Below are 15,771 nucleotides of genomic sequence, written 5' to 3'. Positions count from 1 at the left end.
ACCCCGTCTCAGGCTCGGCATAGTCGTTTGGTTCGAACATCCCCATGACCGCAGAAATATCCGCCGGCGCCACCGATCGCGCCGATGTGTCGGCCAGAGCCTTGCTCCTGCTGCCGCTGACGGTCGCCTGCGGCGTCTTCATGACCAGCCTCGACCAGAATGTCGTGGTGACGGCCCTGCCCGGCATCGGCGAAAGTCTCGGCCGCCCGCCCAGCCAGCTCGGCCTCCTGATCACCGTCTATGTCGCCAGCCTGATCATCTCGATGCCGCTTGGCGGCTGGGCCGCCGACCGCTTCGGCCTGCGCAACGTTTATTGCTTTGCCTTGCTGGTGTTCGCCACCGCGTCGGCCCTGTGCGGGTTGTCCGACAACATCTGGATGCTGGTCGGTGCCCGCGCGCTGCAAGGGTTCGGCGGCGCGTTGATGGGCACGCTCGGCCAGGTCGTCATCCTGCAGACCTTTCCGCGCAGCCGCACGCTGAAGATCAACATGTACATCTCGCTGGCCGGCCAGTCCGGGCCGCTGGTCGGCCCGCTCGTCGGCGGCGCGCTGACCACCTACATTTCCTGGCGCTGGATCTTCTTCATCAACGTGCCGTTCGCACTGGCGGCGGCTTTGCTTGCAGCCTCGCTGTTTCCGACAGTGACCAAGCCGGTGCGCACGCCGTTCGATTTTCCGGGCTTTCTGCTGGTCGGCAGCGGCATGGTGCTGCTGGTCTTCGGCATGGATTCGCTTGCCGCCAAGGATGCGGCCGGCGGAGTCATCGCCGGTGAACTGGCGCTCGCGCTCGTCATCCTAACCATTGCCTCGTTCTACTGCCTGCGCGTGCGCAACCCGCTGCTCGATCTCAAGCTCCTGCGCATCCGCACCTTCCGCATTTCCTTCCTGACCGGCGGTGGCCTGGATACGATCGGCCTCAGCTCGGTCGTCTTCCTGCTGCCTCTGATGTTCCAGCTCGGCTTCGGCATGAGCGCGGTGCAGGCGGGATCGCTGACTTTCGTTGCCGCGGTCGGTTCGGTGGCCATGCGCTTCTTCATGCCGCGTGTCCTCAACCGTTTCGGCTTCCGCCGCGTGCTGGTCTGCAACACGCCGATCGTCGCCGCCATGGTCGCTGGATTTGCCTTGATGCAGGCAACCACACCGGTGTGGATCGTGCTTGCCTACATCTTCGTCTTCGGCGTCTTCCGCTCCGCGCAATGGGCGTCGACCGGCAACCTCGCCTATTCCGACATCGCACCCGAGCAGCTCGCCCGCTTCAGCGCGCTCTATTACATCCTGTGGCAGCTCGCGGTGGCGATCAGCGTCGGCCTAGCCGCCGCTGCACTGTCGTTTCTGGCCGGCGGCGGCCCGGCCGTGGCAAGCGATTTTCGCATCCTGTTCGTGATCGAGGGCGTCATCACGCTGTGTGCGCTATTCGCCTATCTCAAGCTGACGCCGCAGGACGGCGCCCATGTCAGCGGCCACGGCGCACAGATGAACACGGAATAGGGCTCGACGCCCAGTTGGCCGGTTCTGGCCAGGGCGGCCGGCTTACTCGCTGAACGTCACCCACTCTTCCAGAGGCACGCGGTCGGTGCGGAAGGCGTTTTCGGGTTTGGAAATATCCTCATGGCCAAGCGCCATGCCGCAGACGACGATCTCCTCGTCGGGAATGTTGAGCACCGGCCGGATCTGCCGGTGATAGGGGGCGAACGCCGCTTGTGGGCACGTGTGCAAGCCCCTGCCCCGCGCCGCGACCATGATGTTTTGCAGGAACATGCCGTAGTCGATCCATGAACCCTGGTTGAGCCGGCGGTCGATGGTGAAGATCATGCCGACCGGCGCGTCGAAGAAGACGAAGTTGCGGTCGTGCTGGGCGCGCATCTTGTCGACCTCGCGACGGCCGATACCGAGCGCGCCATAGAGCCCAAAGCCGTTGGCGCGCCGTCGGGTCAGATAGGGCTCGAAGAACTGGGTGGGATAGTAGCGGTAGTCATCCCAATCGGCCTTTTCAGCGCGGATGCCCGAATTGAGGATGGCGTCGGTGATCTGCTGCTTGGTCTCGCCCTTGGTGACGTAGACCTTCCACGGCTGCATGTTGGTGCCGGATGGAGCCCGCGCCGCAACCGACAGAATGGCGCGGATGGTGTCGTCGTCGACCATGTCGGGCAGGAATGCGCGCACCGAGCGGCGCGACAGGATCGCCTCGTCGACAATCTCGGCCTCGTCCGCAATTCGGGTGTTCTTTTCAAGCATGGGCCGTCCTTTAACCCTCGTCTCGACCAGACGTCCCCACTCGCCGTTCGTGCCCGAGCCTTTGCATGAACCGTCAAAATCCTGCAAGCAAATCTTGAGCATGCGTGAAAATCCACTTGATTTTTTCATGAGCTTCATTTCTCATGAAATTCGGATGCAAATTTTCATGAAGTGAGCCTTTTGCCTTCACCTATCGCACGAACATTGCAGGGACCTGACGAACGCGTGCTGGCCAGCGATATCAGGGCGCTGCGCAAGGCGCGCGGGCTGACGCTTGCCGAGATCGGCCTGAAGCTTGGCCGTTCGGTCGGCTGGGTCAGCCAGGTCGAACGTGGCCTGTCGACGCCATCGCTCAGCGATCTCCGAGCCTTCGCTGAACTGTTCGGCGTGCCGATCAGCCTGTTCTTCAGCCATGACGTGCCGGTCGAAAGCGAGCGTGGCGTGGTTGTGCGCGCCGGCAGGCGCCGCACGCTTGGCACAAGCGAATCCGGCTTGGTGGAGGAGCTTCTGTCGCCCGATCTCGGCGGTAGCTTCGAAATGGTGCGTTCGGTCTTCGCGCCGGGCGCGGAGCTGAAAAACGAGGCGCGCCGGCCGACCGAAGAGGCCGGATACGTCGCGTCCGGACTGTTCGACATCGAGATATCGGGCGTCTGGCATCGGCTCGGCGAAGGCGACTCCTTTCGCTTCGAAGGCAAGCCCTACCGCTGGCGCAATCCGGGTGCCGAGCCGGCGGTTGTCATCTGGGTGGTTGCGCCGCCAGTCTATTGAATGCATGTCGCCCAGAAGCGTGCAGCGGCTTGGGATAACGACAAGTATCAAAAACAAAAAATGGAAAGCGCAACGCGCTTTTGGGTTTTGTCAGGGAGAAGAACATGGCCGGTTTACCGAGCACGGCACGCGTGGTGATCATCGGAGGTGGTGCCGTCGGCACGTCCGCACTCTATCATCTCGCCAAGGCGGGTTGGACCGACTGCGTGCTGCTCGAAAAGAACGAGTTGACCTCCGGCTCGACTTGGCATGCCGCCGGCAATGTGCCGACCTTCTCATCGTCCTGGTCGCTGATGAACATGCAGCGCTATTCGACCGAGCTTTACCGTGGGCTGGCCGAAGCGGTCGACTATCCCATGAACTACCACGTCACCGGTTCGCTGCGCCTCGCCCACTCGGTCGAGCGCATGCAGGAGTTCCAGCGCGCCAAGGGCATGGGTCGCTATCAGGGCATGGACATCGACGTCGTCGGCGTCGACGAGATCAAGCGCCGCTATCCCTTCATCGAGACGCATGATCTGAAAGGCGCACTCTACGATCCGAGCGACGGCGACATCGATCCGGCGCAGTTGACCCAGGCGCTGGCCAAGGGCGCGCGCGACATGGGCGCCAGGATCATCCGCTTCTGCCCGGTCACCGGCGTGCGCCGCGAGAACGACGAATGGGTGATCGAGACCACGCAAGGCGAAATCCGCTGCGAGGTCGTCGTCAATGCCGCCGGCTACCGCGCCGCCGAAGTCGGCAAGATGTTCGGCCGCGAGGTGCCGATGATGGTGATGAGCCATCAGTACATATTGTTCGAGGAAATCCCCGAACTGGCGGCATGGTCGAAGGAACAGGGCAAGAAACTGCCGCTGCTGCGCGACGTCGACACCTCCTACTATCTGCGCCAGGAAAAGAACGGCATGAATCTCGGCCCCTATGAGCGCAACTGCCGCGCGCATTGGGCGACCCACAATGATCCGATGCCAGAGGACTTTTCCTTCCAGTTGTTCCCCGACGACCTCGATCGGCTCGAACATTATCTGGCCGATGCCGTCGCCCGCGTGCCGATCCTGGGCACCGCCGGCCTGTCCAAGGTCATCAATGGGCCGATCCCGTATACGCCGGACGGCAATCCGCTGATCGGGCCGATGCCCGGCGTTCCCAACGCCTTCGAGGCCTGCGTCTTCACCTTCGGCATCGCCCAGGGCGGCGGCGCCGGCAAGGTGCTGGCCGAATGGGTGACACAGGGCCAGACCGAATGGGACATGTGGTCGTGCGATCCACGCCGCTTCACCTCCTTTGCTGCCGCGCCGGACTACTGCGTCGCCAAGGGCATGGAGATCTACGGCAACGAATACGCCATCCAGTTCCCGCGCCATGCCTGGCCGGAAGGCCGTGACCGCAAGCTGTCGCCGATCCACGATCGCATCAAGGCGCTCGGCGCCCGCTTCGACGCCTACAATGGCTGGGAACGCGCCACCTGGTACGCCAAGGACGGCGACGACGTTTCCGAGGAGGCGACGCTGACCTTCCGTCGCGAAGGACCGTGGCAGCATCGCGTCCACGAGGAATGCCTTGCCGTTCGCGACGCAGCCGGCATCCTCGACCTGCCGGGCTTCTCGCGCTTCAACCTCGACGGGCCAGGTGCCGCCGAATGGCTGAGCCTGCAGGTCACCGGGCTGGTGCCGAAGATCGGCCGCATCGGCCTCGTCTATTTCGCCGACGACAAGGGCCGCATCGTCACCGAAATGTCGGTCGTGCGCCATGATGAGAACCTGATGACGCTGATCACCGCGGCGGTCGCGCAATGGCATGATTTCGAATGGCTGAAATCGAGGATCCCCAGGGATGCGCCGTTCAGGCTGATCGACCGCACCGAGGAATTTTCGACCCAGATCCTGGCCGGCCCGAACTCGCGAAAAATCCTCGCCGATGTCTGCGGCGCCGACCTTGCTTTGCCGTGGCTGACGCATCAGGAGACGAAGATCGCCGGACGCTGGGCGAAGCTGGTGCGCGTCTCCTTCGCCGGCGAACTCGGCTGGGAAATCCACACCAGGGTCGACGACACCGCCGCCATCTTTGACGCCATCTGCGCGGCCGGAGAACAGCATGGCCTCAGGCCATTCGGCATGTACGCGCTGGATTCGCTCCGACTCGAAAAGGGCTACCGCACCTGGAAGGGCGACCTGTCGACCGACTATTCGATCCTCCAGGGCGGGCTGGAGCGCTTCGTCAAATGGGACAAGCCCGATTTCCGCGGCAAGGCGGCACTGCTGAACGAGAAGCAGCAAGGCGTGACGAAGCGTTTCGTCACTTTGGTCGTCAAGAACCCCGGTGACTGCGACGCCCCTTCTGTTTCCACACTCTGGCACGACGGCAAGATCGTCGGTGAAACGACATCGGGCGGCTGGGGTCATCGGATCGACAAATCGATCGCGCTCGGCATGCTGCGCGCCGATCTGGCGGAACCGGGAACAGCGATCGAGATCGAAATCTTCGGCGACCGTTTTCAGGCGGTCGTGCAGAAGGACGAGCCCTTGTGGGATCCAATGAACGAGAGGCTGCGCGCGTGAAGAAAATCATCCTCACGGATGGCGGCATGGGCCAGGAACTGGTCCGCCGCAGCAAATCCGAGCCGACGCCGCTATGGTCGGCCAGGGTGCTGATCGACGAACCAGATCTCGTGCGCGACCTGCACGCGGAATTTATCCGTGCCGGTGCCCGCGTCATCACCATAAACACCTATTCGGCAACACCCGAACGCCTGGCGCGCGAGGGCGCGGAAGACCTCTTCAAGCCATTGCAGAAGCGCGGCATCGAGCTTGCAAGGCAAGCCTGCGAGCAGGCCGGCGAGGCAACCATCGCCGGCTGCCTGTCGCCGCTTTTCGGCAGCTATGCCCATGCGCTGACCATTTCATTCGAGGATACGCTCGACACCTACCGTCGCATCGTTGCCGAGCAGGCTGATGGCGTCGACTTGTTCCTGTGCGAGACCATGGCTTCCACCCAGGAGGCGCATGCGGCGGTAACCGCAGCGTCGGAAAGCGGCAAGCCGGTATGGGTTTCGTGGACGCTGGCCGATCATGGCAAGCCACGCCTGCGCAGTGGCGAGGCATTGGCCGCGGCGGCAAGCGCTCTCGATGGCCTGCCGGTGGCAGCGCGGCTGGTCAATTGTTGCCGGCCCGAGGCAGTCAGCGCAGCGCTGCCCGAACTGATTGATCTCGGCGGCCCGGTTGGCGCCTATGCCAACGGCTTCACACGGTGGATGTCCTGCACGCTCGCCATGACCTCGGTCCGGACGCCTATGCAGAACAGGCGATCGGCTGGGTGGAGGCCGGCGCGAGCATTGTCGGCGGCTGCTGTGAGGTTGGACCGCCACACATCGCCGCGCTGCGCGACCGGCTCGAACAGGCCGGCTACGAAATTTCGGGAGATATACATGCCTAGACCATCATCGCGCATTTCCGGCATCGTGCCTTCGGGCAAGGACGGTTGGGAAGTCCATTCGGCCGCTTGGGCCCGCAAGGCGGCCGGCGAAGACATCATCATGCTGTCAGTGGGCGACCATGATTTCGACACGCCCTCGGAAACCATCGAAGCCTGTGTGACCGCGGTTCGCGGCAGCAATCACCACTACACCCCGCTTCCCGGCCTGCCGCGCCTGCGCAAGGCTATGGCGGCAGCCTCGAGCGCCTGCACCGGCGTCGAGACGACGCCGGATCAGGTCATCGCCACGCCGGGCGGCCAGGCCGCACTCTACGCGGCCGTGCAGGCTGTTCTCGACCAAGGCGACCATGCCATCGTGGTGGCGCCCTACTACGCCACCTATCCCAACACGTTCAGCGCCGCCGGTGCCAGTTTCACCGTGGTCGAGACACCGGCCGAGGATGGCTTCCAGCCGCATGCCGACATGATCCGCGCAGCACTTCGGCCCAACACCCGCGCCGTCCTGATCAACACGCCGAACAACCCGACCGGTGCGGTCTATTCGCGCGAGCGGCTGGAACAGCTGGCGGAGGTCTGCAGGGAGCATGACCTCTGGCTGTTGTCGGACGAGGTCTACTGGACACTGGGCGGCGGCGAGCACGTCTCGCCGCGCTCGCTGCCCGGCATGGCCGAGCGCACTCTGGTCATCAATTCCATGTCGAAGAGCCATGGCATGACCGGCTGGCGCATGGGCTGGCTGACGGGACCAAAAGAGATGATTTCGCTGCTGGTCAATCTCAATCTGGTGACGACCTATGGCTTGCCGGCCTTCATCTCGATTGCCTGCGCCGAGGCGCTCGAGAACCGTTATGGCGTCAAGGAAATTGCCGAACGCTACGCCGCGCGCCGCACCATCCTGCTCGACGCCGTGCGTGGCATGAACGATGTCACGGTGCGCGGTTCTGAAGGGGGCATGTACGTCATGCTCGACATATCGGCCGTCGAACCCGACGACGAGAAATTCGCCTGGGCCTTGCTCGACAGAGAAAAGGTCGGCGTGATGCCTGGCTCCAGCTTCGGCGAGGCGGCCGCCGGCCACATTCGCATCAGCCTTTGCCAGCCGGAGCCCGTGCTGCAGGAAGCAGCACTTCGACTGCGCCGTTTTGCCTCCAGCTATCGCCGGGAGGCCGCATGACCGCCAAGGCCATCCCCACCAAGGCAAGAGCTGTCATCATCGGCGGCGGCGTCTCCGGCTGTTCGGTCGCCTATCATCTGGCCAAGCTCGGCTGGACCGATATCGTGCTCCTGGAGCGAAAGCAGCTGACGTCGGGCACAACCTGGCATGCCGCCGGCCTTATTGGCCAGCTGCGCGGCTCGCAGAACATGACCCGGTTGGCGAAATATTCGGCCGACCTTTACGTCAAGCTGGAAGCCGAGACCGAGGTCGGTACGGGCATGCGCCAGGTCGGCTCGATCACCGTGGCGCTGACCGAAGAGCGCAAGCATGAGATCTACCGGCAGGCGTCTCTCGCTCGCGCGTTCGATGTCGACGTGCGCGAGATTTCACCGAATGAAGTCAAGGAGATGTACCCGCATCTCAATGTGTCCGACGTCGTCGGCGCCGTGCATCTGCCGCTCGACGGCCAATGCGACCCCGCCAACATCGCGATGGCGCTGGCCAAGGGTGCCCGCCAGCGCGGCGCCACCATCGTCGAGAATGTGAAGGTCACCAAGGTCCACACCAAGGCCGGTCGCGTCGCCGGCGTGTCGTGGGCGCAAGGTGAAGAACAAGGCACGGTCGAAACCGACATTGTCGTCAACTGCGCCGGCATGTGGGCGCGCGAACTGGGCGCCCAGAACGGCGTCACCATCCCGCTGCACGCCTGCGAGCACTTTTATCTCGTCACCGAGCCAATCCCGGGCCTTACCCGCCTGCCGGTGCTGCGCGTGCCGGACGAATGCGCCTACTACAAGGAAGACGCTGGCAAGATGATGCTGGGCGCCTTCGAGCCGGTGGCAAAACCCTGGGGCATGGATGGCATCCGCGAGGATTTCTGCTTCGACCAATTGCCTGAGGACATGGACCATTTCGAGCCGATCCTCGAAATGGGCGTCAACCGGATGCCGATGCTGGCGACCGCCGGCATCCATACTTTCTTCAACGGTCCCGAGAGCTTCACCCCCGACGACCGCTATTATCTCGGCGAGGCGCCGGAGCTGTCCGGCTACTGGATGGCGACCGGCTACAACTCGATCGGCATCGTCTCCTCCGGTGGCGCCGGCATGGCGCTGGCGCAGTGGATCAATGATGGCGAAGCACCCTTTGATCTCTGGGAAGTCGACATTCGCCGCGCCCAGCCATTCCAGAAGAACCGCCGCTATTTGAAGGAGCGCGTCTCCGAAACGCTCGGCCTGCTCTATGCCGATCATTTCCCCTATCGGCAGATGGCGACCTCGCGCAATGTCCGTCGCTCGCCCCTGCATGAACATCTCAAGGCGCGAGGCGCCGTCTTCGGTGAGGTCGCCGGCTGGGAGCGCGCCAACTGGTTCGTCCGCGAGGGCCAGGAGCGCGAATACCGCTATTCCTGGAAGCGGCAGAACTGGTTCGACAACCAGCGCGAGGAGCATCTGGCGGTCAGGAACAAGGTCGGCCTGTTCGACATGACCTCGTTCGGCAAGATCCGCGTCGAGGGCCGCGATGCCTGCGCCTTCCTGCAACGGCTCTGCGCCAACGACATGGACGTGGCGCCGGGCAAGATCGTCTACACACAGATGCTCAACCAGCGCGGCGGCATCGAAAGCGACCTCACCGTCTCGCGGCTGTCGGAAACGGCTTTCTTCCTTGTCGTTCCCGGCGCGACGCTGCAGCGAGACCTCGCCTGGCTGCGCAAGCATCTGACCGACGAGTTCGTGGTCGTCACCGACGTCACTGCGGCTGAAGCCGTGCTCTGCCTGATGGGGCCGGACTCGCGAAGGCTGATCCAGAAGGTCAGCCCGAATGATTTCTCCAACGAAGCCAACCCGTTTGGGACGTTCCAGGAGATCGAGATCGGCATGGGCCTGGCCCGCGCCCATCGCGTCACCTATGTCGGCGAACTCGGCTGGGAACTCTACGTCTCGACCGACCAGGCAGCTCATGTCTTCGAGGCGATCGACGAGGCGGGTGCTGATGTCGGCCTGAAGCTCTGCGGCCTGCACACGCTGGATTCCTGCCGCATCGAAAAGGCCTTCCGGCATTTCGGCCACGACATCACCGATGAGGACAATGTGCTGGAAGCCGGCCTCGGCTTTGTCGTCAAGACGGCCAAGGGCGACTTCATCGGTCGCGATGCGGTGCTGCGGAAGAAGGAGGCCGGCCTGTCACGCCGGCTGGTGCAGTTCCGGTTGAAGGAGCCGCAGCCCCTGCTCTTCCACAACGAGGCGATCCTGCGCGACGGCAAGATCGTCGGCCCGATCACCTCGGGCAATTACGGCCATCATCTCGGCGGCGCCATTGGGCTGGGCTATGTGCCGTGCCAGGGCGAGAGCGAGGCGGATGTTCTGGCATCGTCCTACGAGATCGAGATCGCCGGCGAGCGTTTTGCTGCGGAAGCATCGCTGAAGCCGATGTATGACCCGACGTCGGTGCGGACGAGGATGTAGTTGTTTCACCCTCCCCCTTGTGGGGAAGGTCGGCTCGCAGACGTAGCGAAGCGAAGATTGCGAGACGGGGTGGGGGGTACGCCCTACGAGACCCCCACCCCACTTCGCAAAAGCCGCTTTGCGGCATTTGCTGTGTGACCCTCCCCACAAGGGGGAGGGTCAAGCCCCTCAGAACCGCTCCAGCTTCCATCGCACCTTCGCCAGAAACGCAGCCCGTGTCTGTGGCGTCGAGGCATCCATCAGATAGTGCGCCAGGAAGAAGGTCCGGCAGCGCCTCGCGCACAGCGCCCGCATGCCGCGCAGCAGGGTCTTGCGTCCGGGCTGGCCGACGACGACGCTCCACCAGGTCGGCGCACCGCAGGTGGTGATGACACCGACCTTGGTCACATGCGTCATCAGCGACTTGATCCGCCCCTTGCCCGCTGGCAGCTTGAACGCGACGTCCGTCGCCCACACCCGATCGAGCCAGCCCTTCAGCATCGCCGGCAGCCCGTACCACCAGGTCGGATAGACGAACAGTATCGCTTCGGCCCAGTTGAGCAGCTCGAAATGCGGCTTCAGCGCCGGATCCTGCGGCGCCTGGTCGTTGTAGGAGCGCCGTTCGTCGCAACCCATCACCGGGTCGAATTTCTCGGCATAGAGGTCGAGCAGCCGCACCTCCCAGCCCCGCGCCTTCAGCACCTCGACGGCAGTGTCGCGGATCGCCGCGCAAAAGCTCTCCGGCACGGGATGGCAGTAGACCACCAGTGCGCGCATCAGAAGGCGTCCATACTGGCCGCGACCTTGGTCATGAATGCCTTGCGCGTTTCAGCTGTCGACAAGTTCATCGCATAATGCGCGAGATAGCTCACCGGCGCGCCGGGCTTTACAGTGGCGCGCAGCATGCGCTTGATCAGCTTGCGCGGCGGGTCGCCCATCAGCATGGCGCGGAACCGGCTGCCGCCATAGGTGGTGACCGCCGCGACCTTGATGATGTTGTGCAGCGAGGGCTGCACCTTGCCATTGACCAGCTTGAACGACACGCCGGGCAGGAAGACGCGATCGAAGAAGCCTTTCAGGACCGCCGGAAAGCCATAGTTCCAGACCGGGTAGGACAGCACCAGCGCTTCGGCCCGCAGCAGGCGCTCGACATAGGGCGCCGCAGGGTCGGCCGGTCCGCGCGCATTGTGGTAGTCCAGCCGCTCCTGGCGCGTCAGCCGCGGATCGAAATCCTCGGCGTAGAGATCGCAATCGTCGACCTTGTGGCCCGCTGCCGTCAGCCTCTCGACGATCATCCGGTGCAGGCCGGCATTGAAGCTGGTCTCGACCGGATGGGCGTGGAGGACGAGAATGTTCATCAGCCTGCCTTTTGCAGCCCCTTGAACAGGAATGTGCGGCCCGAACGGTAGTCGTAGTCCGGGTTCTCCCAGGCGATCATCTTGCCGGGGTTGAGCAAGCCCTGCGGATCGGTCTCGCGCTTGAAGGCAAGCTGCACCGCATCTGTCTGCTTCATGCCGCCCTCTTCCAGCGTGTAGCGGTGCGGGTTGAAGATCGGGCAGCCATTCTCCTCATGCAGGCGCACGATCTCGTCGAGCCGCGCTTCGGTGGTGAACTTGACCAGTGGCAGGCCGAAGCAGGTGATGTTGCCGTCCAGCCGCACGAATTCCAGATGTGAGAACACCTCGCCGGGAAACATCGCGTCCATCTTCTCGACCAGCGCCAGCTGGTTGGGAAAGGGATAGAGCGATTGCAGATAGGTGATCGAGGGGTCGACGCGCAGCGCCCTGAGCGTGGTGTGGTTCCAGGCCAGCTCATAGGCGGGCGGCAGGCCCTTCTTGTCCTCCGGTGTCGCTGTGACGGCATTGAAAATCACCTCGCCGCCGGCACGGCGGGTGAAGGCCAGGAAGGCGTCGAGCCCATGCTGCGCCACCATGACGACGCAGATGCTCTGCCCTTCCCTGAGGAATTTCTGGTGCCGCTTGAAGTAGAGCTGCGGCACGGGTGACGCGATCGGCGTGATCAGCTTGGTCAGGATGCCGTCTTGGCAAGCCAGCGCATTGCCATAGCGGGCCGCTTCCATGAAGCTGTCGAAGCCGACGATGACATCGACCCAGTCATAGGCTGATGTCAGCGGCATCTCGACTTCGGTGATGATGCCGTTGGTGCCATAGGCGTGGGTCACCTTGTGCAAATCCTCGCCGGTGAGTTCGAGCGCCTTCGGCTCGGCCTCCATGGTCACCACGCGTAGGCGAAGCACATTGCCGAAATCGCGCAGGCCGCCGAAATTGATCGAGCCGACGCCGCCCGAGCCACCGGCGATGAAGCCGCCGATCGAAGCCGTGTTGTAGGTGGAGGGCGACAGCCGGAGTTCCTGGCCGGAATGGGCCCGCGTTGCCTTGTCGATGTCGGCCAGAACCGCACCCGGTCCGGTCACCACGCGCCCCGGCGCGATCGACTTGATCTCGTTCATTTCGGCAAGGTTGAGCACCACGCCGCCGGAGAGCGGCATGGCCTGCCCGTAATTGCCCGTGCCGCTGCCGCGCGGCGTAACCGGCACGCCGTGCCTGTGGCAGGCCGCAAGCACGCGGATCAGCTCGGCCTCGTTCTTCGGCGTCACGATCAGGTCGCCGGTGACATGGTCGAGCTGCTGCTTCAGCACCGGGCTGTACCAGTAGAAGTCGCGGCTCTTCTGCTGGACGATGGCCGGATTGTCGTCGAACTTCAGGCCTTCGAGATCGCGTTTGAGCGCCGAAACATCCATCATTCCACCATCAGTTCGTCGAGTTCGACATAGTCGGGCAGTTGCCGGTCGATCGCGCGCCCGCTGCGCACGACGATGCGATCCGATTCGGGCCGCGACAGCAATTCCGTCCAGCTCCTGCCCTTGAACACGACGAAGTCGGCATCACCGCCGGCAGCGAGCGTGCCGAAACCGTCGAGCCGCATCACCCTGGCAGGTGTCGCGGTGACCGCTTGCGGCCAGTCGGCGACCGGATGATCGAAATGCAGGATGCGCGTCGCCATGCGGTAGACCTCCAGCATGTCGAGATCGCCATAGGCATAGAACGGGTCACGCGTGTTGTCGGAAGCGACGGCGACTGGAATGCCACGCGCCTTCATCTCGTGCAGCAGAGTCACGCCGCGCCAGCGCGGTGTGGTGTGGTCGCCGCGCCGGTCCTGCAGATAGAGATTGCACATCGGCAGCGATACGACCGCGAGCCCGGCCTTCGCCACCTTGTCCAGCGTGTCGAGAACATCGAGGTCCGGCTGGCGCGCCAGCGAGCAGCAATGGCCGACGAGGATGTTGCCCTCGAAGCCGTTCCAGAGTGCCGCCTCGGCGATCTTCTTCAGCGAGATCGCCGCGATGTCGTCGGTCTCGTCGGCATGGAAATCGAGATCGAGGCCATGCTTGATCGCCTGCGCGAAGACATGATCGAGCAGCTCTTCCAGGTCCGGCACCATGTAGGTGACGACACCGAGAACACCCTTGGCCGCGGCAACCCTTTTTGCCAGCCTGTCGAACCATTTCCTGTCGCGCACGCCTTCGATACCGATCAGGCACGCGCCCTGCAATTCGATGCGGCCGCGCCATGTCTCGCGCATCGTTTCGAACACCGGCCAGGAGATTTCCTCTTGCGGCGCGACGCTGTCGAGATGAGTCCGCAGGGCCCTGGTGCCATGCGCGTAGGCTGAGCGTAGCGAGAAATCCATGCGCCGCGCCACGTCCTCGGCGTTCCAGCGCGCAGTGCGGTCGGCGCCGGTGGCATTCAGCGCACTCATGAAGGTGCCATCCGGATTGGGTTTTCGTGGCCAGATATGGCCCTTGTCGATATGCGTATGGCAGTCGACGAAGCACGGCAGGATGATCCGGCCGGCAAGGTCGACGGCGTCCAACGGCACTGCGGTACGGCCATGCGGGGCAATGCTGGAAATCTTGCCGTCGGCGATAGCGATGTCTGCAAGAGCAAAGCCATCGCTGTCGAAAGCAGCTGTGAATCCCGGCGTCAGGGACGCGTGAAGCCGGGCGTTGGCGAGGTGGTATGAACCTGTGTTCGGTACCAAGGAACTAGCGCTCCTGCTTCAGCGCGCTTTCGTGCCAGCGCCTTAGAATGAGATGCGAAATCAGCGACAGCACGAGGAAGATCAGGATGCCGGTGAGCGAAATCAGGAACAGCGCCGCAAACAGCCGCGGCGCGTTGAGCCGATAACCGGCTTCAATGATGCGTGAGGCAAGCCCCGACGACTGGCCGGTGGCGCCGGCGACGAACTCGGCCACCACGGCACCGATCAGCGACAGGCCGCCGGCGATCTTCAACCCGCCCAGGAAATACGGCATCGCCGCCGGCAATCTGAGATAGCGCAACTGCTGCCAGCGCGTCGCGCCATTGAGCTTGAACATGTCGCGCAGGTTGCGGTCGACCGAATTGAGGCCGAGCGTGGTGTTGGACAGGATCGGAAAGAAGGCAACGATCCAGGCGCAGAGCAGGAGCTTGGTCGTCTGGTTGTCGACATAGATATTGATCAGCGGAAAGATCGCCACGATCGGCGTCACCTGCAGCACGATGGCGAACGGGAAGAACGACATCTCGACCCATTTCGATTGCGCGAACAGCACCGCCAGCCCGACACCGCCGATGACGGCCAAGGCCAGGCTGAGGAAGGTGATGCGCAAGGTCACCAGCAGCGCGGAAAACAGCAGGCCGGCATCGTTGTAGAGCGTCCACAGCACCACGCCGGGGCGCGGCAGGATGTATTGCGGGATCTCATTCCACACGCAGATGCGATCCCATAGCCAGATCGCCAGGATCATGATCGCCAGCGGCAACACCCAGCGACCAATCCGTTCGAGCCGCTCCTGGCGCACGCGGCGCGCTTCCTCGGGATCGAGCTTAAGCACGCCCTCGTCAATGGCCGTCATGGTGCGCGCCTGCTGTTGAATTGATGGCCTTGACCAACACGTCGGAGGCCTGCCGGCACAACGCCGCATAGTCGGGCGAGGTCCGGAACGCCTCGTCGCGCGGATAGGCTGCCTCGATGGCGAGTTCGTCGAACACCCTGCCCGGCCGCGCCGCCATGACGACGACGCGGTTGGAGAGAAACACGCTTTCGAAGACGCTGTGGGTGACGAAGACGACGGTGAAGCGCTCGTCCTGCCACAGCTCCAGGAGATCGTTGTTGAGCTTGAAGCGGGTGATCTCGTCGAGCGCGGCGAACGGCTCGTCCATCAACAGCACACGCGGTTTCGTCACCATCGCGCGCGCGATCGAGACGCGCATCTTCATGCCGCCGGACAGTTCGCGCGGCACCGCGTCTTCGAAGCCGGTCAGGTGGACCCGCGCCAGCATTTGCGTCACCGCCGGCGCCGCCTTGGCGCGGGAAACGCCTTTCAGCCTGAGCGGCAGCCAGACATTGTCGAAGACGCTGGCCCAAGGCAGCAGCGTCGGCTCCTGGAAGACGAAGCCGATGTTCGAGCGGTCAAGCGAGCCGCCGCCGCGCCAGTCGAGCACGCCGGAGGTCGGCGTCGACAGGCCGGCGATCAGCCGCAGCGCCGTCGACTTGCCGCAGCCGGACGGTCCGAGCAGGCTGAGGAAATCGCCTTCCCGGATCGTCAGATCGACATCGCTGAGCGCCGTCACGCCGTTGGAAAAGACCTTGCCGACGCCACGCAGCGCCAGCAATGTCGGAGCGACATCCGACGCGCTCGCCGGCGCTTGCGCCACATTCTCCTGCATCATGC

At 63.8% G+C, this 15,771-nt stretch carries 12 protein-coding genes and 1 pseudogene; 6 read left to right on the top strand and 7 right to left on the bottom strand.

The genetic code is table 11. The features are described 5' to 3' along the window. Positions 1–44 precede the first annotated feature (44 nt). Entirely contained in the window at positions 45–1,487 is a 1,443-nt protein-coding gene (locus CGZ66_RS20530; protein ID WP_095087312.1) for an MFS transporter, read from the top strand. Positions 1,488–1,529: 42 nt separating this feature from the next. Here the strand turns inward: CGZ66_RS20530 and CGZ66_RS20525 are convergent, their stop codons facing one another. After that, positions 1,530–2,234 carry a nitroreductase gene (locus CGZ66_RS20525; RefSeq protein WP_167392186.1) on the bottom strand — a complete coding sequence of 235 codons (705 nt, stop codon included), beginning with the start codon at positions 2,232–2,234 and terminating at the stop codon, positions 1,530–1,532. Between the two features lie 225 nt (positions 2,235–2,459). Between CGZ66_RS20525 and CGZ66_RS20520 the strand changes: the two genes are divergently transcribed. From CGZ66_RS20520 to CGZ66_RS20500, 5 genes and pseudogenes are all read left to right on the top strand, one after another. Then, on the top strand, positions 2,460–3,002 hold the full coding sequence (locus CGZ66_RS20520) for a helix-turn-helix domain-containing protein (protein ID WP_167392214.1): 543 nt from the start codon (positions 2,460–2,462) through the stop codon (positions 3,000–3,002). A 104-nt stretch (positions 3,003–3,106) separates the two neighbouring features. Beyond that, the gene (locus tag CGZ66_RS20515; protein WP_095087309.1) at positions 3,107–5,560 is read left to right on the top strand and encodes a GcvT family protein; all 2,454 of its coding nucleotides are present in this window, start codon (positions 3,107–3,109) and stop codon (positions 5,558–5,560) included. Further along, positions 5,557–6,434, top strand: a pseudogene (locus CGZ66_RS20510) (homocysteine S-methyltransferase family protein). The gene CGZ66_RS20515 and the pseudogene CGZ66_RS20510 overlap by 4 nt, the downstream one beginning before the upstream one ends. Next, a complete protein-coding gene (locus CGZ66_RS20505; protein WP_095087308.1) occupies positions 6,427–7,608 on the top strand; it encodes a pyridoxal phosphate-dependent aminotransferase in 1,182 nt (393 codons plus the stop codon). The pseudogene CGZ66_RS20510 and the gene CGZ66_RS20505 overlap by 8 nt, the downstream one beginning before the upstream one ends. Further along, on the top strand, positions 7,605–10,055 hold the full coding sequence (locus tag CGZ66_RS20500) for a GcvT family protein (RefSeq protein WP_095087306.1): 2,451 nt from the start codon (positions 7,605–7,607) through the stop codon (positions 10,053–10,055). The genes CGZ66_RS20505 and CGZ66_RS20500 overlap by 4 nt, the downstream gene beginning before the upstream one ends. 168 nt (positions 10,056–10,223) lie before the next feature. On the opposite strand, the gene CGZ66_RS20495 is transcribed toward CGZ66_RS20500, so the two are convergent. Genes CGZ66_RS20495 through CGZ66_RS20470 form a run of 6 tightly spaced genes read right to left on the bottom strand, consistent with a single transcriptional unit; the run spans position 10,224 to position 15,769 of the window. Next, positions 10,224–10,811, bottom strand: a complete 588-nt coding sequence (locus tag CGZ66_RS20495) for an NAD(P)H-dependent oxidoreductase (RefSeq protein ID WP_095087305.1) — start codon at positions 10,809–10,811, stop codon at positions 10,224–10,226. Beyond that, entirely contained in the window at positions 10,811–11,392 is a 582-nt protein-coding gene (locus CGZ66_RS20490; RefSeq protein WP_167392185.1) for an NAD(P)H-dependent oxidoreductase, read from the bottom strand. The genes CGZ66_RS20495 and CGZ66_RS20490 overlap by 1 nt, the downstream gene beginning before the upstream one ends. Further along, positions 11,392–12,795, bottom strand: coding sequence for an FAD-binding oxidoreductase (locus tag CGZ66_RS20485; protein WP_095087302.1), 1,404 nt, complete (start codon positions 12,793–12,795; stop codon positions 11,392–11,394). Before CGZ66_RS20485 ends, CGZ66_RS20490 begins: the two co-directional genes overlap by 1 nt. Beyond that, the gene (locus tag CGZ66_RS20480; protein ID WP_095087301.1) at positions 12,795–14,096 is read right to left on the bottom strand and encodes a cytosine deaminase; all 1,302 of its coding nucleotides are present in this window, start codon (positions 14,094–14,096) and stop codon (positions 12,795–12,797) included. The genes CGZ66_RS20485 and CGZ66_RS20480 overlap by 1 nt, the downstream gene beginning before the upstream one ends. Before the next feature lie 4 nt (positions 14,097–14,100). Further along, entirely contained in the window at positions 14,101–14,952 is an 852-nt protein-coding gene (locus CGZ66_RS20475; protein WP_095087299.1) for an ABC transporter permease, read from the bottom strand. Then, positions 14,939–15,769, bottom strand: coding sequence for an ABC transporter ATP-binding protein (locus CGZ66_RS20470; RefSeq protein ID WP_095087297.1), 831 nt, complete (start codon positions 15,767–15,769; stop codon positions 14,939–14,941). Before CGZ66_RS20470 ends, CGZ66_RS20475 begins: the two co-directional genes overlap by 14 nt. Positions 15,770–15,771 lie beyond the last annotated feature (2 nt).

Source organism: Mesorhizobium sophorae (assembly GCF_002270415.1).
Lineage (GTDB): Bacteria > Pseudomonadota > Alphaproteobacteria > Rhizobiales > Rhizobiaceae > Mesorhizobium > Mesorhizobium sophorae.
The sequence above is the reverse complement of the archived record's forward strand: the minus strand, read 5'-3'. Positions and strand labels throughout refer to the sequence as shown.